Annotated in this window: 26 protein-coding genes and 2 tRNA genes; 11 read left to right on the top strand and 17 right to left on the bottom strand. The window is 66.4% G+C overall.

Annotated elements, in window-relative coordinates; translation table 11 throughout:
- The first annotated feature begins 98 nt into the window (after positions 1-98).
- From AC07OH_RS01485 to hemP, 6 genes are all read left to right on the top strand, one after another.
- Positions 99-779, top strand: a complete 681-nt coding sequence (locus AC07OH_RS01485) for a Fe2+-dependent dioxygenase (protein WP_495299330.1) — start codon at positions 99-101, stop codon at positions 777-779.
- Between the two features lie 111 nt (positions 780-890).
- The gene (locus AC07OH_RS01480) at positions 891-1163 is read left to right on the top strand and encodes a (2Fe-2S)-binding protein (protein ID WP_062473051.1); all 273 of its coding nucleotides are present in this window, start codon (positions 891-893) and stop codon (positions 1161-1163) included.
- A 104-nt stretch (positions 1164-1267) separates the two neighbouring features.
- Complete coding sequence (locus AC07OH_RS01475; RefSeq protein WP_489057664.1) at positions 1268-1957, top strand: energy transducer TonB; 690 nt, start codon at positions 1268-1270, stop codon at positions 1955-1957.
- 22 nt (positions 1958-1979) lie between these two features.
- On the top strand, positions 1980-2696 hold the full coding sequence (locus tag AC07OH_RS01470) for a MotA/TolQ/ExbB proton channel family protein (protein WP_099796210.1): 717 nt from the start codon (positions 1980-1982) through the stop codon (positions 2694-2696).
- 8 nt (positions 2697-2704) lie between these two features.
- A complete protein-coding gene (locus tag AC07OH_RS01465) occupies positions 2705-3118 on the top strand; it encodes an ExbD/TolR family protein (RefSeq protein WP_056583083.1) in 414 nt (137 codons plus the stop codon).
- A 104-nt stretch (positions 3119-3222) separates the two neighbouring features.
- Positions 3223-3435, top strand: coding sequence for a hemin uptake protein HemP (gene hemP, locus AC07OH_RS01460; RefSeq protein WP_099796208.1), 213 nt, complete (start codon positions 3223-3225; stop codon positions 3433-3435).
- 184 nt (positions 3436-3619) lie between these two features.
- Here hemP and AC07OH_RS01455 read toward each other — a convergent pair whose 3' ends face one another.
- Positions 3620-4027 carry a GlcG/HbpS family heme-binding protein gene (locus tag AC07OH_RS01455; RefSeq protein ID WP_056583078.1) on the bottom strand — a complete coding sequence of 136 codons (408 nt, stop codon included), beginning with the start codon at positions 4025-4027 and terminating at the stop codon, positions 3620-3622.
- A 171-nt stretch (positions 4028-4198) separates the two neighbouring features.
- On the opposite strand from AC07OH_RS01455, the gene AC07OH_RS01450 reads away from it, so the two are divergent.
- A complete protein-coding gene (locus tag AC07OH_RS01450) occupies positions 4199-4900 on the top strand; it encodes a Bax inhibitor-1/YccA family protein (RefSeq protein ID WP_099796206.1) in 702 nt (233 codons plus the stop codon).
- A 46-nt stretch (positions 4901-4946) separates the two neighbouring features.
- Here the strand turns inward: AC07OH_RS01450 and rlmD are convergent, their stop codons facing one another.
- From rlmD to surE, 5 genes are all read right to left on the bottom strand, one after another.
- Complete coding sequence (gene rlmD, locus AC07OH_RS01445; RefSeq protein ID WP_495299329.1) at positions 4947-6383, bottom strand: 23S rRNA (uracil(1939)-C(5))-methyltransferase RlmD; 1437 nt, start codon at positions 6381-6383, stop codon at positions 4947-4949.
- Between the two features lie 67 nt (positions 6384-6450).
- Entirely contained in the window at positions 6451-7524 is a 1074-nt protein-coding gene (locus AC07OH_RS01440) for a sigma-70 family RNA polymerase sigma factor (protein ID WP_495299328.1), read from the bottom strand.
- A gap of 4 nt (positions 7525-7528) precedes the next feature.
- Positions 7529-8452, bottom strand: a complete 924-nt coding sequence (locus tag AC07OH_RS01435; protein WP_495299327.1) for a peptidoglycan DD-metalloendopeptidase family protein — start codon at positions 8450-8452, stop codon at positions 7529-7531.
- Positions 8453-8463: 11 nt separating this feature from the next.
- A complete protein-coding gene (locus AC07OH_RS01430) occupies positions 8464-9240 on the bottom strand; it encodes a protein-L-isoaspartate(D-aspartate) O-methyltransferase (RefSeq protein WP_390345157.1) in 777 nt (258 codons plus the stop codon).
- Positions 9241-9244: 4 nt separating this feature from the next.
- Entirely contained in the window at positions 9245-10003 is a 759-nt protein-coding gene (surE, locus tag AC07OH_RS01425) for a 5'/3'-nucleotidase SurE (RefSeq protein WP_489057437.1), read from the bottom strand.
- A 128-nt stretch (positions 10004-10131) separates the two neighbouring features.
- Here surE and AC07OH_RS01420 point away from each other — a divergent pair, with 128 nt between their 5' ends.
- The gene (locus AC07OH_RS01420) at positions 10132-11118 is read left to right on the top strand and encodes an NADPH:quinone oxidoreductase family protein (protein ID WP_495299326.1); all 987 of its coding nucleotides are present in this window, start codon (positions 10132-10134) and stop codon (positions 11116-11118) included.
- A gap of 97 nt (positions 11119-11215) precedes the next feature.
- On the opposite strand, the gene AC07OH_RS01415 is transcribed toward AC07OH_RS01420, so the two are convergent.
- Both AC07OH_RS01415 and AC07OH_RS01410 read right to left on the bottom strand, forming a co-directional pair.
- Entirely contained in the window at positions 11216-11563 is a 348-nt protein-coding gene (locus AC07OH_RS01415; RefSeq protein ID WP_056583066.1) for an H-NS histone family protein, read from the bottom strand.
- A gap of 285 nt (positions 11564-11848) precedes the next feature.
- Positions 11849-11924: transfer RNA gene (locus tag AC07OH_RS01410), tRNA-His, on the bottom strand.
- Between the two features lie 277 nt (positions 11925-12201).
- Here AC07OH_RS01410 and AC07OH_RS01405 point away from each other — a divergent pair.
- Together AC07OH_RS01405 and AC07OH_RS01400 are read left to right on the top strand one after the other, a co-directional pair.
- A complete protein-coding gene (locus tag AC07OH_RS01405; RefSeq protein ID WP_489057439.1) occupies positions 12202-12450 on the top strand; it encodes a GlsB/YeaQ/YmgE family stress response membrane protein in 249 nt (82 codons plus the stop codon).
- 96 nt (positions 12451-12546) lie between these two features.
- Complete coding sequence (locus tag AC07OH_RS01400) at positions 12547-12879, top strand: hypothetical protein (protein ID WP_095744681.1); 333 nt, start codon at positions 12547-12549, stop codon at positions 12877-12879.
- 6 nt (positions 12880-12885) lie between these two features.
- Here the strand turns inward: AC07OH_RS01400 and AC07OH_RS01395 are convergent, their stop codons facing one another.
- The 6 genes from AC07OH_RS01395 to AC07OH_RS01370 all read right to left on the bottom strand — a co-directional run bounded on the left by AC07OH_RS01395 (position 12886) and on the right by AC07OH_RS01370 (position 18245).
- Positions 12886-13560 carry a histidine phosphatase family protein gene (locus tag AC07OH_RS01395; protein WP_095744680.1) on the bottom strand — a complete coding sequence of 225 codons (675 nt, stop codon included), beginning with the start codon at positions 13558-13560 and terminating at the stop codon, positions 12886-12888.
- A gap of 108 nt (positions 13561-13668) precedes the next feature.
- On the bottom strand, positions 13669-15588 hold the full coding sequence (locus tag AC07OH_RS01390; protein ID WP_495299325.1) for a SurA N-terminal domain-containing protein: 1920 nt from the start codon (positions 15586-15588) through the stop codon (positions 13669-13671).
- Positions 15589-15664: 76 nt separating this feature from the next.
- Positions 15665-15740: transfer RNA gene (locus AC07OH_RS01385), tRNA-Val, on the bottom strand.
- Between the two features lie 29 nt (positions 15741-15769).
- Positions 15770-16042 carry an HU family DNA-binding protein gene (locus tag AC07OH_RS01380; RefSeq protein ID WP_007830705.1) on the bottom strand — a complete coding sequence of 91 codons (273 nt, stop codon included), beginning with the start codon at positions 16040-16042 and terminating at the stop codon, positions 15770-15772.
- Positions 16043-16251: 209 nt separating this feature from the next.
- Entirely contained in the window at positions 16252-17337 is a 1086-nt protein-coding gene (locus AC07OH_RS01375; protein ID WP_495299324.1) for a tartrate dehydrogenase, read from the bottom strand.
- On the bottom strand, positions 17334-18245 hold the full coding sequence (locus tag AC07OH_RS01370; RefSeq protein ID WP_495299323.1) for an alpha/beta fold hydrolase: 912 nt from the start codon (positions 18243-18245) through the stop codon (positions 17334-17336). Before AC07OH_RS01370 ends, AC07OH_RS01375 begins: the two co-directional genes overlap by 4 nt.
- A 70-nt stretch (positions 18246-18315) precedes the next feature.
- On the opposite strand from AC07OH_RS01370, the gene AC07OH_RS01365 reads away from it, so the two are divergent.
- Entirely contained in the window at positions 18316-19278 is a 963-nt protein-coding gene (locus AC07OH_RS01365; RefSeq protein ID WP_495299322.1) for a LysR substrate-binding domain-containing protein, read from the top strand.
- Between the two features lie 18 nt (positions 19279-19296).
- On the opposite strand, the gene AC07OH_RS01360 is transcribed toward AC07OH_RS01365, so the two are convergent.
- From AC07OH_RS01360 to uvrC, 3 genes are read right to left on the bottom strand one after another with little or no spacing between them, the layout of a single operon-like run.
- Complete coding sequence (locus tag AC07OH_RS01360; protein ID WP_495299321.1) at positions 19297-20184, bottom strand: DMT family transporter; 888 nt, start codon at positions 20182-20184, stop codon at positions 19297-19299.
- Positions 20181-20747, bottom strand: coding sequence for a CDP-diacylglycerol--glycerol-3-phosphate 3-phosphatidyltransferase (gene pgsA, locus AC07OH_RS01355; protein ID WP_062479069.1), 567 nt, complete (start codon positions 20745-20747; stop codon positions 20181-20183). The genes AC07OH_RS01360 and pgsA overlap by 4 nt, the downstream gene beginning before the upstream one ends.
- A gap of 57 nt (positions 20748-20804) precedes the next feature.
- Entirely contained in the window at positions 20805-22778 is a 1974-nt protein-coding gene (gene uvrC / locus AC07OH_RS01350; RefSeq protein WP_495299320.1) for an excinuclease ABC subunit UvrC, read from the bottom strand.
- Positions 22779-22868 lie beyond the last annotated feature (90 nt).

The following is a 22868-nucleotide window of genomic DNA, read 5'->3' as shown; positions in this document are numbered from 1 at the left end:
ACGACCGCGTCGCCTCTGCGCTGGCCCCTGCGGCAGGCGCGGTGCGACACTCGAGCCCCGGCCCGCGCCGGGGCTTTTTTCTTGTGGAGTTCACCGAAATGATGCTGCATGCGCCCGACGTGCTGAGCCCGGACCAGGTGCGCGAGATGCGCGCCGCGCTCGACGCCACCCAGTGGGTCGATGGCCGCGAAACCGTGGGAGACCAAGGCGCGCAAGTGAAGCGCAACCGCCAGCTGCCGGAGTCTTCGCCCGTCTCGCGCGAACTCGGCGCGACCATCCTGGCCGCGCTGTCGCGCCACGCGCTGTTCTTCTCGGCGGCGCTGCCGGCGCGTTTCGTGCCGCCGCTGTTCAACCGCTACGAGGGCGGCGAGCACTACGGTGTGCACGTCGACGGCTCGGTGCGCGCGGTGCCGGGCAGCAACCAGCAGCTGCGCACCGACCTGTCGTGCACCCTCTTCCTGAGCGATCCGGAAGATTACGAGGGCGGCGAGCTGGAAGTGATCGACACCTACGGCTCGCACGAAGTGAAGCTGCCGGCCGGCGACCTGATCCTTTACCCGGCGAGCAGCCTGCACCGCGTGCACCCGGTCACGCGCGGGGCGCGGGTGTGCTCCTTCTTCTGGCTGCAGAGCATGGTGCGCAGCGACGCCCAGCGCGGCATGCTGTTCGAACTTGACCAGACGATCCAGAAACTGCGCGCCCGCCTGGGCGAATGCGAGGAAACCGTGGCGCTCACCGGCCACTATCACAACCTGCTGCGCCTCTGGGCCGAGGTGTAACACCGGCTTGCAAACTCCGACCGCATGTCGGTCATAGTGATTGCAAATGCGATGGATTCTTATTTATAATGAGTCACATCCAACAGCCAGCCAACTGCCGCTTTCACTGCCATGATCGTTTGCGTCTGCCGCCGAGTCTCTGACCGTGAAATCGCACGTCATGTGCGCGCGGGCATGACTTTCGACGAAGTCCAGTTCGAACTCGGCGTGGCCACCCAGTGTGGCCAGTGTGAAGGTTGTGCCCGCGACATCGTGGCGCAGTGCAGTGTCTCTCACCCGGTCGCCGCCTTGAACTGCGAATCGGCGCCGAGAGCGATCCAGCTTGCCAACTCCATCAAGGAAAGCAAAGCATGGAACTCGTCTCGGCTCTCGGCGGCAGCCTGATCCTCGTCGCCGGCTCTGTCTGGTGGATTTTTCGCAAGTAGCGTCTCTGTAGCGGTTTTGCTGCAATCGGGGCACGATTTGTAGTGCCCGCATTCGAATGGTTGATCGTGTCTGACCGCTTTGCCCCCCCTCCCTCCTTTCTCGGCCTGTCGCGCACTGTCGTCATTGCCGGCGGTGTGATCCTCTTTCACGGCGCTGCGCTGTGGGCGCTGCAAAGCGGCCTGCTGCGCCGGGCCGCCGAAGTGGTGATTCCCGTCGAGATCCTGAGCCAGTTCGTCGAACCGCCGAAACCCAAGGCCGATCCACCGCCCCCGCCTCCTCCGCCGCCGCAACCCAAGGTGAGCAAGGCACCGCCGCCGCCGCGCCCGCAGGCCATCCGCGAACCCAAGCCGACGCCTGCGCCGAATGCGCCCTCGGGCACCACCGAGCCGCCGCCCCCGCCCGCTCCACCAGCACCGCCCGCGCCGCCAGCCCCACCCGCACCGCCGCCGTCGCCCCCGGCGCCGCCCGCCGTGCAGCTGCCGTCGAGCAATGCCGACTATTTGCAGAACCCGAAGGCGGTCTACCCCGCCATGAGCAAGCGGCTCGGCGAGCAGGGCAAGGTGATCGTGCGCGTGCTCGTGGGCGCCGACGGCCTGCCCAAGAGTGCCGAGGTCAAGAAATCCAGCGGCTTCGACCGCCTCGACGAGGCGGCCGTGGAATACATCATGAAATGCCGGTTCGTGCCCGGCAAGGTCAACGGCGTGGTGCAGGCCATGTCTTACGACGCCCCCGTCAACTACGTCCTGAACTAATTTTTCTCTGGAGCAACTTCGTATGGATTCCCATTTTGGCTTGATGAACGTCTGGAATCAGGGCGACTTCGTCACCAAGGCTGTCGCGATTCTGTTGATCGGCATGTCCCTCGCATCGTGGATCGTGATCATCGTGAAGGCGCTCGACGTCATCCGCTACAAGCGCTTTGCCAAGCATTCGCAGGACTTCTGGCACAGCGAAGACTTCGCCACCGCCCTGAACAAGCTGGGCACCGGCGACGGCAACCCCTTCCGCGCCCTGGCACTCGAGGGCCGCGAAGCCGCCGCCCACCACCGCAACACCAAGGCGCACCTGCATGACGCGCTCGACGTGAGCGACTGGATCACGCGCGCCCTGCGCAACGGCATCGACGCCTTCACGGCCCGCCTGCAGACTGGCCTCGCCATCCTCGCTTCGGTGGGTTCGACGGCACCGTTCATCGGCCTGTTCGGCACGGTCTGGGGCATCTACCACGCGCTCATGAGCATCGGCTCGGCCGGCCAGGCCACCATCGACAAGGTGGCCGGCCCGATCGGTGAAGCACTGATCATGACGGCCCTGGGTCTGGCGGTCGCCATTCCCGCGGTGCTGGGCTACAACGCCCTGGTGCGCGGCAACAAGTTCGTGCTGACCAAGCTCAACAGCTTCGCCCACGACCTGCACGCCTACTTCGTGACCGGCGCCCGCGTGCAAAGCGGCGGCAATGAAGCGATCGTGGTTCCGCTCAAGAAGGGCTGAGCAGCATCATGGCTTTCGGAACCCAAGACGAACCCGATGAGGTGATGAACGAGATCAACATGACGCCGCTCGTCGACGTCATGCTGGTGCTCCTGATCATCTTCATCATCACCGTGCCGGTCATGAAGCACGCGGTCAACATCGACCTGCCCCGCGCCAGCAGCGAGCCCGAGCAGCCCAAGCCGCAGAACATCCTGTTCAGCGTCACGGCCGACGGTTCCTATTACTGGAACGAAGAGAAGATCGACGACAGCCAACTGCCGAACCGCCTGGCCGCCGAAGCCGCCAAGGAACCGCAGCCCGAGCTGCACATCCGCGGCGACAAGGCCGTGCGCTACGAGCGCGTGGCCAAGGCCATGGCCGAGGCGCGTGAAGCCGGCGTGCGCAAGATCGGCTTCATCACCGAGCCCGACACGAAGTGATCTGAACGGGTGAATGACGGATCGAAAAAAAGTTGATCGCGACGATTGACTTTTTATTGAGAATCATTATCATTCACTCATCGCTTCCATAAAGGGAACTCCAGATGCCAGCCACCCCGAATGCCTTTTCCGTCCTGAACCACCCTTCGCTCGACCAATCGGGTGGCGGTCATGCATCGATCCAGGTGGCGCGTCCGGCGCCGATGGTCGAAAGCACGGAGCTTCTGAAAGGAAGCAAGACCGTGGGCATCATGCACAACGGCTCGCTCTACCGGCTTCAAGCCACCAAACTCGGCAAGCTGATCCTGACCAAGTAGGTCGCTCAGCCCGCCCCTCGCGCAAGTTTCATCGTGGGGCGACTCAAGGAGATTCATCTCCGAAGGGTCGTTTTTTGCTAGCCAACGGTTCGCCGACTAGCCAAGCTTTTTTTCACGCTGAAGCCCCGAAAAAGAAAACGCCGACCAGATGGTCGGCGTTTTGCTTTGGGCGAAATGAAAAGGCTTACAGACCGAGCGCGGCGATGCCGGCCTTGGCGATCTGCGCGTCTTCGTTCGACTTCACGCCGCTCACGCCCACGGCACCGATGACGTGGCCGTCCTTCACGATCGGCACGCCGCCTTCGAGCAGGCCTTCCACCAGGGGTGCCGTCAGGAACGCGGTGCGGCCGCCGTTGATGATGTCTTCATAGACCTTGCTCTCGCGGCGGCCCATGGCGGCGGTGTGCGCCTTGGCGGGGGCGATGTGCGAGGACAGCGCGGCGGCGCCGTCCAGGCGCTGCAGCCAGAGCAGGTTGCCGGCGTCGTCGGAGATGGCGATGGTCACGGCCCAGTTGTTCTTCAGGGCCTCGGCTTCCGCTGCAGCGGCGATGGCCTTGACGTCGGCGAGTTCGAGGAATGATTTGGTCTTCATGGATAAGCTCAGGTTGCGTCGAAACCCGACAGCATAACGGCGGGGCGCCGCAGCGTCCCACGGGGGCTTAAGAACATCGGGCATACGGTCTTTGCAATACCCCCTCTTGCAGCCCCCTAGAATGCGCCCAACTGCGTGTCATTGCATGCAGCAACCTCAGGAGCTTCGGCCATGAACGACCGTGTGACCACCCTCGACACTTCCACCGGCTACGGCCAGACACTGCCGCAGGCCGAGCGCCAGCGCGTGCTGCGCAACACCTACTGGCTGCTGGCGCTGAGCATGCTGCCCACCGTGCTGGGCGCCTGGATCGGCGTGAGCACCGGCATCACCCGCTCGCTCACCGGCGGACTCGGCCTCATGGTCTTCCTCGGCGGCGCCTTCGGCTTCATGTTCGCGATCGAGAAGACCAAGAACTCGGCCGCCGGCGTGCCGGTGCTGCTGGGCTTCACCTTCTTCATGGGCCTGATGCTGTCGCGCCTGCTCGCGATGGTGCTCGGCTTTAAGAACGGCCCCGAACTGATCATGACGGCCTTCGGCGGCACCGCCGGTGTGTTCTTCGTGATGGCCTCGCTGGCCACGGTCATCAAGCGCGACCTGTCGGGCATGGGCAAGTTCCTGTTCGTCGGCGCGCTGGTGCTGATGCTCGGCGCCGTCATCAACGTCTTCGTGGGCTCGAGCACCGGGATGCTGGTGATCTCGGTGGCGGCCATCGGCATCTTCTCTGCGTACATGCTCTATGACCTCAAGCAGATCATGGACGGCGGCGAAACCAACTACATCAGCGCCACGCTGGCCCTGTACCTGGACATGTTCAATGTGTTCCAGAGCCTGCTGGCCCTGCTGGGCATCTTCGGCGGCGAGCGCGACTGAGCGGCTCCCCTCGAACCCAATTAAAAAGGCCCCGAGGGGCCTTTTTTCATTCCAGCTCGAAGACCGCGATCGACTCGACGTGTGCCGTGTGGGGGAACATGTTCACCACGCCCGCGAAGGTGCAGCGGTAGCCCGCCTGATGCACCAGCAGACCGGCATCGCGCGCCAGCGTCGAGGGGTTGCAGCTCACGTACACGATGCGCTTCGGCGGCGTCCAGCCGCCGGTGCGCAGTTCAGGCTGCTGGTGCAGGTCGGCCATCGCCTTGGCCAGCGCGAAGGCGCCTTCGCGCGGCGGGTCGACCAGCCACTTGTCGGCACTGCCGTCGGCCACCAGCATCTCCGGCGTCATGTCGAACAGGTTGCGCGCCACGAACCGGGTGGCCGACAGCGCGCGCCGCTCGGGCGTTGCAGGCTGGTTTCTCTGGAAATTGTCGGTGGCGCGTGCCACCAGCGTGTCGCTGCCCTCGATGCCCAGCACCTCGCGCGCCTGGCTGGCCAGCGGCAGCGTGAAGTTGCCCAGGCCACAGAACCAGTCGATCACGCGCTCCTCGGGCTGCACGTCGAGCAGGCGCAGCGCCTTGCCGACCAGCGCACGGTTGATGTGCGGGTTGACCTGAGTGAAATCGGTGGGCTTGAACGGCATCGTCACGCCGAACGCGGGCAGGCGGTAGGCCAACGGCGTGCCGCCCTCTTCCAGCAGCTTCACGGTGTCCGGGCCCTTGGCCTGCAGCCACCATTGAACGCCCTCGTTCTCGGCGGCGAACGCCTTGAGCCGCCCGATGTCGGCGCCCGACAGCGGCTCCAGGTGACGCAGCACCAGGGCGATGGTGCCCAGCGCGGTCGAATCCGGCGCGTCGCCGCAGGCCAGCTCGATCTGCGGACAGGTGTCACGCGCGTCCATGGAACCGATCAGCGCGCGCAGCGGCATCAGCATGGCGCTGACCTGCTTGGGCAACACGGGGCAGACCTGCATGTCGGCCAGGTAGCGGCTCTTGCGCTCGTGGAAGCCGATCAGCACCGTGCCCTTCTTGACCACGTGGCGCACCGACAGGCGCGCCCGGTAGCGGTAGTGCCAGGCCGGGCCTTCGAGCGGGCGCAGCAGGTTCTCGGGCTTGACCTTGCCGAGGTGCCAGAGGTTGTCTTCCAGCGCCCGCTGCTTCACCGCCACCTGGGCCGCGGCGTCCAGGTGCTGCATCTTGCAGCCGCCGCACGCGCCCGTGTGCAGGCCGAAGTGCGGGCAGCCGGGGCGCACGCGCTGCGAGGATTCACGGCGGATCTGCGTGACCGTGCCCTGCTCCCAGTTGTTCTTGCGGCGATGCACGTTGAACTGCACTTCCTCGAAGGGCAGCGCGCCTTCGATGAACACGACCATGCCGTCGGCCTTGTGTGAAACGCCTTGCGCGTCCAGGTCGAGCGACTCGACCAGGAGCCATTCATCGGCGGGGTTCGCGGGGACTTTCTTTTCTTCGATGGATTCCGTCATCCCCCGATTGTCTCAGCGTGGCCGGGGCGGTCCGGCCGCGACGGGTTACCTTCTTTTCTTCAGACCCCTAGAACAGCGCGTCGCGGCCGACGCCGGAGCGCGCCAGCTGCTTGCGCATCTTGGCCAGCGCCTCGTTCTGGATCTGCCGCACGCGCTCGCGCGTCAGGCCCAGCCGCACGCTCAGTACCTCGAGCGTCTCAGGCTCCCGGTCGTGCAGGCCGTAGCGGCCTTCAAGCACCTCGCGCTCCCGCGCGTTGAGCGCTTGCACCCATTGGTCGAGCAGACGCTCGACCTCGTGCGTGTGCGTCACGCCGGCGGGGTTGCCCTGCTCGTCGTCGGAGGCCACGGTGTCGGCCAGCGTGAAGCCTTCTTCGCCGCGCGCGTCGCCCGCATCGAGCGAACGCGGCGCCTCAGCCAACGCCAGCAGGTCGGCCACCGCCTGCACCTCGCGACCGAGCAGCGCGGCCACGTCCTCGACGCGCACGCCGTCCGGCCGGCTCGCGAGGAACTCCGCGTCGCCCTCGAGCGTGCGTCGCGCCCGCAGGACCTGCTGCAGCTCGCGCACGACATGCACCGGCAGGCGGATCGCACGCGACTGCGTGATGACGGCGCGCTCGACCGACTGGCGGATCCACCAAGTCGCGTAAGTGGAGAAGCGGAACCCACGCTCGGGCTCGAATTTGGTGATGGCGTGCATCAGCCCCAGGTTGCCTTCCTCGATGAGGTCGGACAGCGGCATGCCGCGCCCCAGGTAGTTCTTGGCGATGTTGACCACGAGCCGCAGGTTGTGCTCGATCATCGATTGCCGCGCCGCGAAGTCGCCGGCACGTGCTGCGCAGGCGGCGGCGTATTCCTCAGCCGGGGTGAACAGTTCGGTGCGCCGGACCTGGCGCAGGTAGATGGTCAGGGCATCGGCCCCCTCGCCGCCCATGACTTCGGCGGCGGCACCGTGAGCCGAAGTCGACGCTGCAGAAGCGATCGGCAGGCCGTGGTCGGCGTCTTCGGGAAGGGAGTCTGCGCTCAGCGGCTCGTCGCCGCCGTCCTGGTAGCCATTGCGGCCCCCGTTGCTTCGAGGCGAAGGGCTGCCCTGCCCCGCCAGCCCGCGCACGGGCAGTGTGCGGCGAGGGCGGGAGGCAGCCATGGCATCACCGATTGGGCAGGTAGCGCGACGGGTCGACGGGCTTGCCCTGACGGCGGATCTCGAAATGCAGCTTCACGCGATCGGCATCGCTGTTGCCCATTTCGGCGATCTTCTGGCCCTTCTGAACCGACTGGTCTTCCTTCACGAGCAGCGTCTGGTTGTGCGCATACGCCGTGAGGTAGGTGTTGTTGTGCTTCAGGATGATCAGGTTGCCGTAGCCGCGCAGGCCGGCACCGGCATAGACGACACGACCGTCAGCCGCGGCCAGCACGGGGTCGCCGGCCTTGCCGCTGATGTCGTAGCCCTTGTTCTTGGCTTCGTCGAAACCGGCGATCAGCGAACCGCTCGCGGGCCAGATCCAGCCCAGGTCGTCGTCGCCCGAGTTGCCGCTGCTCGGTCCCGAGGGCGAGGCCGTGACAGGCGCTGGCGACTTGGTGCCGCTCGCACCGCTGGCTGGCACAGCCGGCGTGACGGAGGCTTGCGGGGCCACCGGCTTCGTTGTCGCACCTTCATTGGAAGAAGAAGAGGAGGACGGTGCCGTGGCAACGGCCGTGCTGCTGCTGGCGCCGGTCGGCGGAATCACACGCAACACCTGGCCGACCTCGATCAGGTCGGGGTTGTCGAGGTTGTTCCAGCGCACGATGTCCTGCCAACGCTGGCCCGTTTCGCTGCCGATACGGCGGATGGAGTCACCGGGGCGCACGGCGTAGTAGCCAGGCTTGCCGTAGTTCTCGATACCGGCGAGCGGCTTGCCGGACGCATCGGTCGTGATGGGGGGACCACCGGGCGTTGTTGCCCCGGGTGCGCGCGTCATCGTGCCCCGGTCTTCGACCGGCGCGGGACCCCGCGGTGCGGAGCAGCCCGCGATCACGAGCACAACTGCCAACGTGATGCCTGCGAACAAACTCCGATTGCCAAAACCCTGCATTTGTTATTCCTTCAAGCGATGCCCGATTTTAGGGGGACAAAGTGAACCGCCTCAAGAACGCGCCGCTCGAGCCCACGGGGGGTCTTGTCGATCACGACAAGGGCTTGTCCACCGGTGGCGGAATGGGTCGGCGCGACGATGCGCCCGCCCACCGCGAGCTGCGTGATCCAGGCCTCTGGCACGGCCTCGCCGCCTGCCGCAGCGATGATGCCTGCGTACGGCGCGCCCTTGGCGTAGCCGATCATGCCGTCGCCCAACATCAGGTGCACGGTGGCCAGCCGGAAGTGCCGCAGGTTGGTGCGCGCGCGCTCGTGCAGCCCACGCAGGCGCTCGATGCTGTAGACCTCGGTGGCCACTTCGTTCAGCACCGCGGCCTGGTAGCCGCAGCCGGTGCCGATCTCGAGCACGCGGCCCAGCCGTTCCTGCGGCTTACCGACCAGCGCCGGCGCGCCCAGCAGCAGCTCGATCATGCGGGCCACCACATTGGGCTTGGAAATGGTCTGCCCCAGCCCGATCGGCAGGCTGGTGTCTTCATAGGCCTGGTTGACCAGCGCGCTGTCGACGAAGCGATGCCGCTCGACCGCGCCCATGGCACGCAACACGCGCGCATCGCTGATGCCCTGGGCCGCGAGCCTCTGCACCATGCGCGCCCGCACGGCATCAGAGGCCATCGAGGGCGTGGACGGCACCATCGGCTTGACCGGCACGGCGGGCATGCGCCCGCGCGTGGCGGCCGAGGCGGTGGGAGTCAGTCGAACCGGGAAACTGGGCCGTGGAGGGGTCGCCATGTCGTCAATTGCCGAGACGGGCCACCGTCTCGCGCCATTGGCCCAGGTTGGCGTGGTCGGTCAGGTCGATCTGCAGGGGCGTCAGCGCGATGTGGCCTTCGGCGGTCGCGTGGAAGTCGGTGCCCTCCCCGCTGTCCTTGGCACTGCCCGCACCGGCGATCCAGTACATGGTTTCTCCGCGCGGGCTGTCCTGCGTGATCACCTTTTCGGCGGCGTGGCGGCGGCCGAGACGGCACACCTTGACCGGCTTCAGCTCGTCGAACGGGCGGTTCGGCACGTTCACGTTCAGCAGGAAGGCGGGGCCACCGAGCATCTTTTCGCGTTCGATCTGCTGCACGAGCCGGCGCGCCACCTGGGCCGCCGCATCGACATGCGCCCAGCCCTTTTCGATCTGCGAGAACGCGATGGCCGGGATGCCGAACAGGTAGGCCTCCATCGCCGCGCCCACCGTGCCCGAATAGATGGTGTCGTCGCCCATGTTGGCGCCGTTGTTGATGCCCGAGACCACGAGGTCGGGGCGGTAGTCGAGCAGGCCCTTGAGCGCGATGTGCACGCAGTCGGCCGGCGTGCCCGTCACATAGCGGAAGCCGTTGTGCGCCTTGTGCACGTACAGCGGCGCGGCCAGCGTCAGTGCGTTCGACTTGGCGCTGTTGTTGTGCTCGGGGGCCACGACCTCGACGTCGGCGATGTCCTTGAGCGCGTCATGCAGCGCGACGATGCCCGGCGCCTGAAAGCCATCGTCATTGGAAATAAGTATCTTCATGGTGCTTCTGGGTGCAGCGGATTGTAGGTGCGGGGTGCGTCGCAGCAGGGACAACGCCGCACCACAGCGCCGCCTATCATCGCCCCGAATTCATTGCCCACACGACTCATTCGAAGGAGACCCCGAGCATGCACGCATGGCTTTGCGAAAACCCCACCGGCGTCGACGCGCTGACCTGGAAAGAACTGCCCACCCCCACGCCGGGCCCGGGCCAGGTGCTGATCGAAATCAAGGCGGCCAGCCTGAATTTCCCCGACCTGCTGATCGTGCAGAACAAATACCAGATCAAGCCGCCACTGCCCTTCGTTCCCGGATCGGAATATGCAGGCGTGATCCAGGCGGTGGGCGAAGGCGTCACGCACCTCAAGGTCGGCCAGAACGTGGCGTGCCTGTCGGGCACCGGCGGCTTCGGCACCCACACGCTGGCACCCGCTGCGCTGTGCATGCCGCTGCCCGAAGGTTTCGGCCACGTGGATGCTGCCGCCTTCATCATGATCTACGCCACCTCGTGGCACGCACTGATGGACCGCGCGCAGCTCAAGGCCGGCGAAACCGTGCTGGTGCTCGGCGCCGCTGGCGGCGTGGGCACCGCGGCCATCCAGATCGCCAAGGCGGCAGGCGCCAAAGTGATTGCTGCGGCATCGACCGACGAGAAGTGCGAACTCTGCCGCTCGATTGGCGCCGACGCGACGATCAATTACACGACGCACGCCCTGCCCAATGGTTTCCGCGATGCCATCAAAGCCGCGACCGACGGCAAAGGCCCGGATGTGATTTACGACCCCGTGGGCGGCGATTTCGCAGAACCGGCATTCCGCTCGATTGGCTGGCGCGGTCGCTATTTGGTGGTCGGTTTTGCGTCGGGCCCGATCCCGTCGCTGCCATTGAATCTGACGCTGCTCAAAGGCGCGTCGCTCGTGGGCGTGTTCTGGGGCGATTTCGCCAAGCGCGAACCCAAGGCCAATGCACAGATGATGGCCGAATTGGCCCAGTGGTACGGCCAGGGAAAAATCAAGCCAGTGATCGACAGCACGATGCCGATGGCCGAATTGAAGGCCGCCTATGCGCACATGGGATCGCGCGGCGTCAAGGGAAAACTGGTGATGGTGAACTGATCGCACGCGCGCACATCGCCGTGCGCGCCACCCAATAAAAAAGCCCGCCGAAGCGGGCTTTTTTATTGGGCGAATGTCCAACTGATTCTGCAGGCAATCACTTGATCTCGTAATCGGAGAGCGACTTGCCGGCTGCCAGGGCTTCCGTGACCCAGCGCGGCTTACGGCCACGGCCACCGGACCAGGTTTCGCCCGTCGGGCCGCGGTATTTGGCGGCGGCCTTGGCGGCTGCAGGACCTGCGCTGCGCTTGGTTGCAGCCGCACGGCCGCCACCCAGCTTCAGATCGGAAGCGGTCAAACCGTATTCCGCAATCTTCCTGCGCACTTCTTCGATCACGCCGGCCCGTTCCTGGTTACGCAGGTCTTCGGCCTGCTTGCGCAATTGGGCAATCTGCTCGTCGTGCTTCTGGATCTGGGAATTGATATCGGCGAGTGACGAAGCCATTGTTGGACTCCTGTTGTGAATTGAAAACGGCTGAATTCTAATTCAAACCACTTTTGCCACAAGCGCCTTTTCAGCAGAAAAATGCAGACGCATTGGTTGAATGCAACAACCCGCAACACACGCGCACCATTTTGGGTACTTTCAAAATCGGGGCGGCGGGGGAAAGAATGCGGCTTGCAACCTGGCGCTTGAAGCGACGGCGAAGCCAGAAATGACAACGCCGGGCAAGCCCGGCGTTGGAATCCCTTGGGTGCTATTGAGAAATAGCGCTGGGACTGAATTTTTTGGGGTGGCTGATGGGACTCGAACCCACGACGACCAGAATCACAATCTGGGACTCTACCAACTGAGCTACAGCCACCGTAGAGCCTCTGATTGTAGCGTTAAAAATCGCGGCTTTCGCTCCCGCGATCACCAAAGACGCTGAAATGCCACATCGACGTCCGGCCCAACGCCTCCAGAGCCCGCCCGCGATGGCTTGCCGCCACACATGCGCCCTGCCCTGTGGGCATAACTTCGCAGTCGCCCGTTCGATGTGCCAGGCCGACGCCGACGCGCGAATGGCTCCGCTATCATGAATGCGAGCGGCCCGACCGGGCCCGGCTTTCGCCACTTCACTTCATCAAAGGAACTTCTTCATGAGCATCGTCTGGACTATCCTGATCGGGTTCGTCGTGGGTCTCGTGGCGCGGGCCGTCAAGCCGGGCGACGACTCCGCCGGCTTCATCGTCACCACGCTGATCGGCATCGCGGGTTCGCTCGGCGTGACCTATCTGGGCCAGGCGATGGGTTGGTACACCGCCGGCCAGGGCGCCGGCTTCATCGCTTCCGTGCTGGGCGCGATCGTGCTGCTGATTCTCTACGGCCTCATCAAGCGCAAGAGCTGATGACGCCCCGCCGCCGTGCCGCGCCCTGCGGCCGGCGGCCCCGGCTGACTGAGCCACCGCATTCCTTTCAGCCAGCCTCGCGAGGCCTCCCCGCCGATGCCCCGCAAACCACGCGCCCGTCACCACGTCTATGTGGTCGAACTCGACGATCGCGTCTGGAACAACGGCCGCTTCCGGCGCGCCAACCCCGACTACCAACTCGGCAAGCCCTTCGTCTATGTCGGCATGACCGGGCTGGACCCCGACATCCGCTTCGACAAGCACAAGGCCGGCATCCAGGCCAACCGCTTCGTGCAGGAATTCGGCCTGCGGCTGCTGCCCGCGCTCTACGAGCGCTACAACCCGATGCCGTATGACGATGCGCGGCTGATGGAGGTTGACCTGGGCATCGCCCTGCGCCGCGCCGGCTACGGCGTCTGGCAGGCCTGACGCCGTTCAGGAATACGTGACCCAGTCCTCGTACGCCGGGCCATCGAGGTGCGGCAAGGTGTTGTAGGTCACGAGCATGTGCCGCTTCGGCGTGAAGGCGAACTCGGTCACCGAGCTGTTGCGGATGCGCAGGTTGAGTTCGATGGTCGTCTCGGCGCTGGTGCCCAGCACATGGCCGACCGCAGTGCTGATCGGCCCACCGCTCGACACGACCAGCACCTTCGCGCCGTGGTGCCGCTCGCGCACATGGTCGAGCGCCGTGGTCACGCCGGCCAGGAAGTCGACGTAGCTCGGCATGCCGACCGGTGCCGTGCGCCCCTGCATCCATGCACCCAACCCATCGCGCAGCAGGCGGAAGTGATGGCGGTACATCTCGGGTGAATCGGGCTTCTCGAGCTTGCCCTGGTGCACCGTGGCAATGACGGCCTCGCTGTCGTACTCGTTGAGCCCCGGCCATGGCAGCACGTCGTCGCGCGACAGCCCGAGCCCCTGCGCAATGCCCTCCCAGGTCTGCTTGTGGCGCTTCAGCGTGCCGGTGATGACGGCATCGAAACGCATGCCGCGCTCGCGCCAGTATTCGCCCAGGCGCACGGACTGCCGGTGGCCGAGTTCGCTCAGGTTGTCATAGTCGGCAGCACCGAAGCTGGCTTGCCCGTGGCGCACGAGGTAAAGGGTTCCCATGCGCCAGATTCTGGCAAGAAGCGCGACACGCGCTTGTCCCTCGTGCGACCAAAAAAAGCCCGGGTCGTCGGACCCGGGCTTGTTGCGAGCAGCAGTCGCTCGGCTGTATCAGCGAGCCGCAGCAGCGGTCGGCAGCGTGTCGGCCGGCTTCGGCACGAGGATCTCCACCTTGAAGCGTTGCTTCAGCAGCTCGTAGTACGCAGCGGCTTCGGCAGCAGTTACTGACTGGGCGATCTGCATGCTTTCCTGTTGCGCCTGTTCGGCCGTCGGTGGCGTGCGCGGCACGACCTTGGTCACGCGGACCACGGCGTAGCCTTGCGTGCCCAGGTCCACGCCGAGCAGCGCAGGCAGCTTGGCGCCGTCGGCGCGCAGCGCGGCGTCGATCACCGGTGCGGGCTGCGACTGCGCGTCGATGCGCGACACCGTGACCGGCGCGCCGAAGGTGGCGCCATCGGCCTTCACCTTCCAGGCGGCGAGCTTGGCTTCGCCTTCGGCCTTGGCAAGTGCAGCAGCGCGCTCGGTGATGAGCTGTGCGCGGATCTTGTCCTTCACCTCGGCCAGCGGGATCGGATGCGCGGCCGTGTACTGCGTCACGCGGCCCGATGCCAGCTGGTTCGGGCCGACTTCGATGGCTTCGGTGTTCTGCTTGCGCTCCAGTGCGTCGGAGGCATACAGCGCCTGCAGGAAGTTGCGGCTCGCGAGCGGGCCGGTGGCGCCCGGTGCGGGCGTGCGCGGCACGTTGGTCGCGGTCTGGATCGTGAGCTTGAGCTTCTCGGCGGCCGGCTTGAGGCTCTCGGGCTGCTGGTACACGGTGTCCGTGAAGATTTCCGCAGCCTTCGCGAATTCCTGCGTGGCCTGTTGCGCGCGCACTTCGCTCTCGATGGTGGCGCGCACCTTCTCGAAAGGCGGCACCACGGCCGGCTTGATGTCGGTCAGCTGGATGATGTGGTAGCCGAACTCGGTCTCGACGAGGTCGCTGATGTCGCCCTTCTTGAGCGCGAACATCGCGTCTTCGAACGGCTTGACCATCGCGCCGCGCGTGACGAAGTCGAGGTCGCCGCCCTTCTCGGCCGAGCCGGGGTCTTGCGAGTTCTTGCGCGCCACGTCGGCGAAGGTGGCGGGTGCCTTCTTCACGTCGGCCAGCAGCTGTTCGGCCTTGGCCTTCGCCTTGGCCCGGTCGCCGCTGGACATGCTGGCCGGCGCAGTGATCAGGATGTGGCTCGCACGGCGCTCTTCCTTGGTGCCGAAGCGCGCGGTGTTCTGCTCGTAGTAGGTCTTGAGGTCGGCTTCGTTCGCGACGATGTTCTTCTTCGCGGCTTCGAGGTCGAGCACGAGGTACTCGATGCTGGCCTGCTCCGGCGCCTGGAACTGTGCCGTGTGGTCCTTGTAATAGGTCTCGATGTCGGCGTCGCTCACCGTCACCTTCGACGCGAAGCCTTCGGGCGCGAAACGCGCCACCTGGATTTCACGGCGGTCATAGAACGCATTGACGGTGGCCGCGGTCAGTGCCGCCGGCGCGAAGCTCGTGCCCGTCACGCCCAGCAGCACCTGCTGCGAGGCCATGTCGGCGCGCACCGAGGCTTCGTACTGCTCGGGCGTGCGGCCGGTGGCGCGCAGGAAGGCTTCGCGGTCGAACTTGCCGTCGGCCGTGCGGAACGCGGCGAGGCCGGCGTCCTGCGCGAACATGCGCGAGAGGCGGTCTTCCGACACCGACACGTTGGACTTGACCGCTGCCGCCGCCAGCACGCGATCACGCACCATGCGTTCCAGCGTGGCGTAACGCAGCGCGTCGGAGTCGAGCAGCGTCGGATCGACGTTGGGCGACTGCTGGCGGATGCGGTCGGTCTCGACGCGGTGCTGCTGGTCCCACTCGGGCTTGGTGATGTCGTGACCCTGGATGCGGGCCACCTTCTCGTCGCCGCCCATGCCCTGGTAGCGCTCGACACCAAAGAAGACGAACGAGGGAATGATCAGCAAGAACAAGAAAATCATCACGACTTTGTTGTACTTGCGGAAGGTATCAAACATGCTTGAACACTCTTTTTCGACGGGCGCCGGACGGCAATAAAAAAGGCGAACCGGTGTTCGCCTTTGCATCGGGTGGTGGTGGGTGCTGAGGGGCTCGAACCCCCGACCTACGCCTTGTAAGGGCGCCGCTCTACCAACTGAGCTAAGCACCCCACCTGGAATACTCTCCGAGTCTACAGCCTCAGTTCAGCGCGTCTTTGAGCGCCTTGCCGGGACGGAACTTCGGGATCTTGGCTGCCTTGATTTTAATCGCGTCGCCGGTGCGGGGATTCCGGCCGGTGCGGGCTGCGCGCTTGCCGACTGCGAAAGTGCCGAAACCGACGAGCGACACGGAACCGCCCTTCTTGAGCGTGGTACGAATGGCGCCAATGGTGGATTCGAGCGCACGGGTCGCTGCGGCTTTGGAAATATCGGCGTTCTTTGCGATGTGCTCAATCAGTTCGGTCTTGTTCACAAGGGCCCCTTGTCGAAAAAAAGTTGGTCGGCTTTCGTCAGCTGCGACCTGGCCGCGACGGGAGCGACTCAAGAACATGGCAGGCCTGACGCCTCGGCAGCGCACTGCCAGCGAGGATTACAACCACTGGTCTGCGGGGTGTCAATAAGACACAACGCACTGCAGCCCAGCGGAGCGCGCGATTTTAGGGGCGTTTCGCGACGTACTTTTCAAAGGGCCTCGGCAATTGCCTTCCCGAGGTCGGCCGTGCCCGCCCGACCGCCGATGTCCGGCGTGCGCGGTGCGCCGCTTTGGGGCGCGAGCACCTTCTCGATGGTCGCCAGGATCGCGTCGTGCGCGTCCTTGTGGCCGAGAAACTCCAGCATCATCGCGCCGCACCAGATCTGGCCGATCGGGTTGGCGATGCCCCGCCCGGCGATGTCCGGCGCCGAGCCGTGCACCGGCTCGAACAGCGAGGGCGTGGTGCGTTCGGGGTTGAGGTTGGCGCTGGGTGCGATGCCGATCGTTCCGGTGCAGGCCGGGCCCAGGTCGGACAGGATGTCGCCGAACAGGTTGCTCGCCACCACCACGTCGAAGAAGTCGGGTCGCTGCACGAAGTGCGCCGTGAGGATGTCGATGTGGAACTTGTCCAGCGTGATGCCCGGGTAGCCCTTGGCCATTTCCACCACGCGCTCGTCCCAGTACGGCATGGTGATCGAGATGCCGTTCGACTTGGTGGCGCTGGTCAGGTGCTTCTTCGGCCGCGACTGCGCGAGTTCGAAGGCGAACTTCAGCACGCGGTCGACGCCCACGCGCGACATCACGGTTTCCTGCACCACGATCTCGCGCGGCGTGCCCTGGTACATGCGCCCGCCGATGCTCGAATACTCGCCCTCGGTGTTCTCTCGCACGATGTACATGTCGATCTCGCCGGGTTGGCGCGGCGTGCCGTCGCGGCGCACCACCGGCGCGATGATGCCGGGCATCAGGCGCGCGGGACGCAGGTTGATGTACTGGTCGAACTCGCGGCGGAACATGAGCAGCGAGCCCCACAGCGACACGTGGTCGGGAATCTTCTCGGGCCAGCCGACCGCACCGAAGAAGATGGCGTCGTGGCCACCGATCTGGTCCTTCCAGTTGTCGGGCAGCATCTGGCCGTGCTTCTCGTAATAGTCCCAGCTCGAGAAGTCGAAGTGGTCGAACTTCAGGTCGATGCCGAACTTGCGCGCCGCCGCATCGAGCACGCGCAGCCCCTCGGGCATGACTTCCTTGCCGATGCCGTCGCCGGCGATGACTGCGATTCTGTGGGTGCTCATGAAGTGGCTCCTGGGTGTTCGGGGGAAACGAAAAAATTCAGCGCCTCCGCCAGCAAGGCGTCGGGCGCTTCTTCAGGGATGTAGTGGCCGCAGGGCAGCGCGCGGCCCGACACGTCGTCGGCCCGTTCGCGCCACAGCGAGAGCACATCGAACGCGCGCCCCACCGCCCCGTGCTCGCCCCACAGCACGCGCAGCGGCTGCGCGAGGCGGCGGCCAGCGGCGATGTCGGCGCGGTCGTGCACGAGGTCGATGGTGGCAGAGGCGCGGTAGTCCTCGCAGATGGATTCGGCCGTGCCCGGGATGGCGATGCAACGCTCGTACTCGGCCAGCACCTCGGGTGCGAACGGCGCGAGCCCCGCGTGCCGCCCACCCATCACGCTGCGGATGTAACGCACCGGGTCGGAGGCGATCAGCGCCTCGGGCAACGGCGGCGGCTGGATCAGGAAGAACCAGTGCCAATAAGCTTTGGCAAACGCTTCGGAGGTGCGTTCATACATGGCCAGCGTCGGCGCGATGTCGAGCAGCAGCATGCGCTCGACCGCGCCGGGATGGTCGGCCGCGAGCCGGTGGGCCACGCGCGCGCCGCGGTCGTGCGCGAGCACGGCGAAGCGTTCGAAACCATGGTGGCCCATGGCGGCCAGCGCGTCGCGCGCCATCTCCCGCTTGCTGTAGACCGCATGCTCGGCGTCGGCCGCCGGTCGGCCCGAGTCGCCGTAGCCGCGCAGGTCCACGGCGATCACCGTGAAGCGCTCGGCCAGCGCGGGTGCCACGCGGTGCCAGATCGCATGCGTCTGCGGATGCCCGTGCAACAGCAGCAAGGGAGCGCCCTGCCCGCCGATGCGACCGTGGATGCGCACGCCATCGCGGGCGATGTCGAAGCGGGGGAAGTCGAGGAAGGAAGCCGTCACGCCGCGATTGTGCGTTGCACCCTGGCGGCCATCAAGCAACAATCAGCCAATTCATACTTTCCGATTTGGCATGAATCCCCACGCGATGGAACGCGGCGATCTCGAACTGGTGCTGGCCATCCGCGACCAGGGCAGCCTGGCCGGGGCGGCCGCCACGCTCGACGTGGTGCCCTCGGTCGTCACCAAGCGGCTCGGCGCGCTGGAAGCCCGGCTCGGGCAGCGGCTGTTCGACCGCACGACGCGGCGGCTCAGCGTCACGGCCGAGGGCGAGGCCGTGTGCCTGCATGCGCGCACGCTGCTCGAAGGCTTCGCGGCGCTCGAAAGCGAGCTCGGCGAACGGCAGAACGCGCTGATCGGCACGGTCCGCCTCGCGGCCACCTTCGGCTTCGGCCGGCGCTGGCTCGGCCCGGCGCTGGCGGACTTCCAGGCGCAGCATCCCGGCCTGCAGATCGAGCTGCTGCTGACCGAGCAACTGCCCGACCTCGGCGCGGCAGGCTACGACGGCGCGGTCTGGCTGTGGGCGGTGCAGCAGCACCGCGCCGCCGACTGGACCACGCGCCGCATCGCGCGCAACCAGCGCGTGCTGGCCGCCTCGCCCGACTACCTGGCACGCCGCGGCACGCCGGCCACGGTGGAAGCGCTGGCCACGCACGACTGCCTGATCGCGCGCGAGAACGGCGACGCCGCGCAGTCGCGCCAGTTCGCGCTCTGGACGCTGCGCCACGCGCGCGACGGCAGCACGGCGCGCGTGCGGGTGCAGGGCCCGCTCACGAGCAATTCAGGAGAGATGGTGCGCGACTGGTGCCTCGCGGGCCACGGCGTCATGCTGCGCAGCCTCTGGGACATCGCGCCGCAGCTCGCGAGCGGCGAGCTGGTGCGCGTGCTGCCGTCGTACAGCATGCCCGACGCCGACATCCACTGGGTCGCGCCGTGGCGGCCGAAGACGCCGCGCCGCGTGCGCCTGCTGGTCGATCACCTGGTCGAGCAGTTCCGCTCGGAGCCCTGGAAGCCGGTCAAGCCGGGCGGGCGCTGAAAGAAAAAGAAAGCGCCGTCAGCGCTCCGCGCGCACCACGAGGCTCACGCCGACGGCCGTCAGGCCGATGCCCAGCACCGTGGTCCAGGTGATCGGTTCGGCGAACAGCAGCCAGGCCATCAGCGCCGTGCACGGCGGCACGAGGTACAGCAGGCTGGTGACGGCGGTGGCCGTGCCGCGCTGGATCAACATATAGAGCAGCGAGCTGCCGCCCAGCGACAGCGCCAGCACCGACCACGCCATGGCGCCGATCGAGTGCGTGTTCCATTCGATGGCCTGCGCCTCGAGCGCGGCGAAAGGCAGGGTCACGAGCAGCGCGGCGGCCATCTGCACCGCGCTGGCGCTGCGCACGTCGCAAGGCGCGACGAAGCGCTTCTGGTACAGCGTGCCCGCCGTGATCGACAGCAGCGCCATCACGGCCAGCCCCATCGTCAGCGCGTTGACCTCGGTGCCCTGCCCCAGCTTGCGCGACACCACCAAGACCAGCCCGGCGAAACCCAGGGCCAGCCCGGTCCATTGCCGTCCCGAAATGCGCCCGCCGTTGAAAGACAGCCAGACCGCCGTGAGCACCGGCTGGATGCCGACCAACAGCGCGACAAGCCCCGCGCCCATGCCCGCATGCACCGCCGCCCAGACGCCGCCCAGGTAGCCGGCCTGCATCAGCACGCCCGTAACCGCCAGGTGCCCCCATTGCGCGCGCTTCGATGGCCACGCCACGCGCGCGAGCATGACCCACACGCCGAAGCAGGCGAGCGACAGCGCATAGCGCACGGCGAGGAACTTGAGGGGCGGCGCATAGGGCATGCCATAGCGCGCAACGATGAAACCCGTGCTCCAGATCAGCACGAAGACCGCCGGCATCGCCCGCAGCCAGCCTGCGTTGCGGACCGAGACGGCCGCGGTCATTTGGAGTGGGCCCGGATCTCGGGAATGGCCTTTTGCAGGTAATAGACCATCGACCAGACAGTGAGCACCGCCGAGATCCAGATCAGCCACTGGCCCCACAGGCCGGTGTCGATCACCTTGAAGAGGTGCCCGTCATAGAGCAGGAAGGGAATCGCGACCATCTGCACGGTCGTCTTGACCTTGCCGATCATGTGGACCGCCACGCTCTTGCCGGCGCCGATGCGCGCCATCCATTCGCGCAGCGCCGAGATGGCGATCTCGCGGCCGATGATGATGAGCGCCACGAACACGTCGGCGCGCTGCAGATGCACCAGCACCAGCAGCGCGGCGCAGACGAGAAACTTGTCGGCCACCGGATCGAGAAAGGCGCCGAAGGAAGAGGTCTGGTTGAGCTTGCGTGCCAGGTAGCCGTCGAGCCAGTCGGTGGCGGCGAACACGATGAACATGACCGTGGCGATCAGGTTGCGCGTCGGTTCGCTGATCGGCAGGTAGAAAACGCCGACGATCAACGGAATCGCGACGATGCGCGTCCAGGTCATGATGGTCGGTAGGGTCCAGAACATGCGGGCGATTGTGTCATGCACGCGTGAAGCGCCGGAAGGACGGGGGCAATCCCGTCTTCAGCGCAGCGCGCGATAGATTTCCTCGGCCAGTTCGGTGGCGATGCCTTCGACCGACGCAATGTCTTCCACGCTCGCCGCCGCCACGCCGCGGATGCCGCCGAAACGCTGCAGCAGGCGCGCCCGGCGCTTCGGGCCGATGCCCGGAATGTCTTCGAGCTGGCTGCCGCCCACGCGCACCTTGGCGCGCTTGGCCCGCATGCCGGTGATGGCGAAGCGGTGCGCCTCGTCGCGGATCTGGGCCACGAGCATCAGGGCCGCCGAATCCTTGCCGAGGTAGACCTTCTCGCGGCCGTCAGCAAACACCAGTTCTTCGAGCCCGACCTTGCGGCCCTCGCCCTTCTCGACGCCGACGATCAGCGACAGCGGCAGGCCCAGCTCGCTGAACACCTCGCGCGCCATCGACACCTGACCCTTGCCGCCGTCGACCAGCACCAGGTCGGGCATGCGCGCGGCCGGCGTCCTGGGCGGCGGCGCCTCGACGCCCTCGGCCCCTTCGCTTTCCGCGTCGCCCGGGGCCAGGGCCTCGGTCTCGGCCGCCATCGCCTCGGCCAGCTTGCCGTAGCGGCGGTGCAGCACCTGGCGCATGGCGGCGTAGTCGTCGCCGGGCGTGATGCCGTCGATGTTGTAGCGGCGGTACTCGCGGTTCTGCATCGTGTGGTGCGCGAACACCACGCACGAGGCCTGCGTGGCCTCGCCCGCCGTGTGCGAGATGTCGAAGCATTCGACGCGGAAGTTCTCCAGGTCGTCCGATGCCAGCTCGAGCGCGTCGGCCAGCGCACGGGTGCGCGCCTGCTGCGAGCCCTCTTCGGCCAGCAGCCGCGCCAGCTGCAGGCCGGCATTCGTCTCGGCCATCTCGAGCCAGTGGCGGCGCTGTTCGTGCGGCTGGAATACGGCCGTCACGCGGACGCCGGCCTGCTGCGAAATCGCCTCGATGAGCGCGCGGCTCACCTGCCGGCCCAGCACCAGCGTGGCGGGCACCGGCACGTCGATGTAGTGCTGGGCGATGAAGGCTTCGAGCACCTGCACCTCGATCGGGTCGGCAACCACCGGGTCGGCGCCCTCTTCGGCATCGAGCTCGCCGTGGTGAATCTGCGCCGCGTCGTCCACGTGCACCGGAAAGTACGCGCGGTCGCCCAGATGGCGCCCGCCGCGCACCATGGCGAGGTTGACGCAGGCCTTGCCGCCCTGCACCTTGACCGCGAGGATGTCCACGTCCTTGTCGGACACCACCTCGATCGACTGCTGATGCAGCACGCGCGAGATCGCCGACATCTGGTTGCGCAACTCGGCCGCCTGCTCGAACTCGAGCTTCTCGGCGTGCGCCGTCATGCGCTGTTCGAGCGTGGAGAGCACGCCCTGCGTGTCGCCGAGCAGGAAGGCCTCGGCGCTGGCCACGTCCTGCGCGTAGGCCTCGGGCGAAATGAGGCCCACGCAGGGGCCGCTGCAGCGTTTGATCTGGTACAGCAGGCAGGGCCGCGTGCGGTTGGCGTAGACCGTGTCCTCGCAGGTGCGCAGGCGGAACACCTTCTGCAGCAGCTGGATCGATTCCTTCACCGCCCACGCGCTCGGGTACGGCCCGAAGTAGCGGTGCTTCTTGTCGACCGCGCCGCGGTAGTAGGCCAGCCGCGGAAACCCGTGCGAGGCGATCTTCAGGTAGGGGTAGCTCTTGTCGTCGCGAAACAGAATGTTGTAGCGCGGCTTGAGCGTCTTGATCAGGTTGTTCTCGAGCAGCAGCGCCTCGGCCTCGGAGCGCACCACCGTGGTCTCCATGCGCACGATCTTCGAGATCATGTGGCCGATGCGGGTGCCGCCGTGGCTCTTCTGGAAGTAGTTGGCGACCCGCTTCTTCAGGTTGCGCGCCTTGCCCACATACAGCACGGCGCCGGCCGCGTCGAAATAGCGGTAGACGCCCGGCAGCTGCGGCAGGGCCGCGACTTCGCTGAGCAATTGATCGGAATGCACGTCGGACATGGCGGCTATTGTGGCGCGCGGCGCGGGCCCTTGCGGCACCCCGGCACGAACGCGACACGCACGGGAATGAAATGTGCTCATCATGGACGC

It is taken from the genome of Variovorax sp. GW821-FHT10C12 (assembly GCF_059415405.1).
Note: the sequence above shows the minus strand (reverse complement) of the source record. Positions and strands in the feature narration are given on the sequence as shown.

What these genes read in the sequence shown, in the direction of transcription:
- AC07OH_RS01485 (WP_495299330.1), top strand. Translation starts at nt 99, where the DNA reads ATGATGCTGCATGCGCCCGACGTGCTGAGCCCGGACCAGGTGCGCGAG.
- AC07OH_RS01480 (WP_062473051.1), top strand. Translation starts at nt 891, where the DNA reads ATGATCGTTTGCGTCTGCCGCCGAGTCTCTGACCGTGAAATCGCACGT.
- AC07OH_RS01470 (WP_099796210.1), top strand. Translation starts at nt 1,980, where the DNA reads ATGGATTCCCATTTTGGCTTGATGAACGTCTGGAATCAGGGCGACTTC.
- AC07OH_RS01465 (WP_056583083.1), top strand. Translation starts at nt 2,705, where the DNA reads ATGGCTTTCGGAACCCAAGACGAACCCGATGAGGTGATGAACGAGATC.
- hemP (WP_099796208.1), top strand. Translation starts at nt 3,223, where the DNA reads ATGCCAGCCACCCCGAATGCCTTTTCCGTCCTGAACCACCCTTCGCTC.
- AC07OH_RS01455 (WP_056583078.1), bottom strand. Translation starts at nt 4,027, where the DNA reads ATGAAGACCAAATCATTCCTCGAACTCGCCGACGTCAAGGCCATCGCC.
- AC07OH_RS01450 (WP_099796206.1), top strand. Translation starts at nt 4,199, where the DNA reads ATGAACGACCGTGTGACCACCCTCGACACTTCCACCGGCTACGGCCAG.
- rlmD (WP_495299329.1), bottom strand. Translation starts at nt 6,383, where the DNA reads ATGACGGAATCCATCGAAGAAAAGAAAGTCCCCGCGAACCCCGCCGAT.
- AC07OH_RS01440 (WP_495299328.1), bottom strand. Translation starts at nt 7,524, where the DNA reads ATGGCTGCCTCCCGCCCTCGCCGCACACTGCCCGTGCGCGGGCTGGCG.
- AC07OH_RS01435 (WP_495299327.1), bottom strand. Translation starts at nt 8,452, where the DNA reads ATGCAGGGTTTTGGCAATCGGAGTTTGTTCGCAGGCATCACGTTGGCA.
- AC07OH_RS01430 (WP_390345157.1), bottom strand. Translation starts at nt 9,240, where the DNA reads ATGGCGACCCCTCCACGGCCCAGTTTCCCGGTTCGACTGACTCCCACC.
- surE (WP_489057437.1), bottom strand. Translation starts at nt 10,003, where the DNA reads ATGAAGATACTTATTTCCAATGACGATGGCTTTCAGGCGCCGGGCATC.
- AC07OH_RS01420 (WP_495299326.1), top strand. Translation starts at nt 10,132, where the DNA reads ATGCACGCATGGCTTTGCGAAAACCCCACCGGCGTCGACGCGCTGACC.
- AC07OH_RS01415 (WP_056583066.1), bottom strand. Translation starts at nt 11,563, where the DNA reads ATGGCTTCGTCACTCGCCGATATCAATTCCCAGATCCAGAAGCACGAC.
- AC07OH_RS01405 (WP_489057439.1), top strand. Translation starts at nt 12,202, where the DNA reads ATGAGCATCGTCTGGACTATCCTGATCGGGTTCGTCGTGGGTCTCGTG.
- AC07OH_RS01400 (WP_095744681.1), top strand. Translation starts at nt 12,547, where the DNA reads ATGCCCCGCAAACCACGCGCCCGTCACCACGTCTATGTGGTCGAACTC.
- AC07OH_RS01395 (WP_095744680.1), bottom strand. Translation starts at nt 13,560, where the DNA reads ATGGGAACCCTTTACCTCGTGCGCCACGGGCAAGCCAGCTTCGGTGCT.
- AC07OH_RS01390 (WP_495299325.1), bottom strand. Translation starts at nt 15,588, where the DNA reads ATGTTTGATACCTTCCGCAAGTACAACAAAGTCGTGATGATTTTCTTG.
- AC07OH_RS01375 (WP_495299324.1), bottom strand. Translation starts at nt 17,337, where the DNA reads ATGAGCACCCACAGAATCGCAGTCATCGCCGGCGACGGCATCGGCAAG.
- AC07OH_RS01365 (WP_495299322.1), top strand. Translation starts at nt 18,316, where the DNA reads ATGAATCCCCACGCGATGGAACGCGGCGATCTCGAACTGGTGCTGGCC.
- AC07OH_RS01360 (WP_495299321.1), bottom strand. Translation starts at nt 20,184, where the DNA reads ATGACCGCGGCCGTCTCGGTCCGCAACGCAGGCTGGCTGCGGGCGATG.
- pgsA (WP_062479069.1), bottom strand. Translation starts at nt 20,747, where the DNA reads ATGTTCTGGACCCTACCGACCATCATGACCTGGACGCGCATCGTCGCG.
- uvrC (WP_495299320.1), bottom strand. Translation starts at nt 22,778, where the DNA reads ATGTCCGACGTGCATTCCGATCAATTGCTCAGCGAAGTCGCGGCCCTG.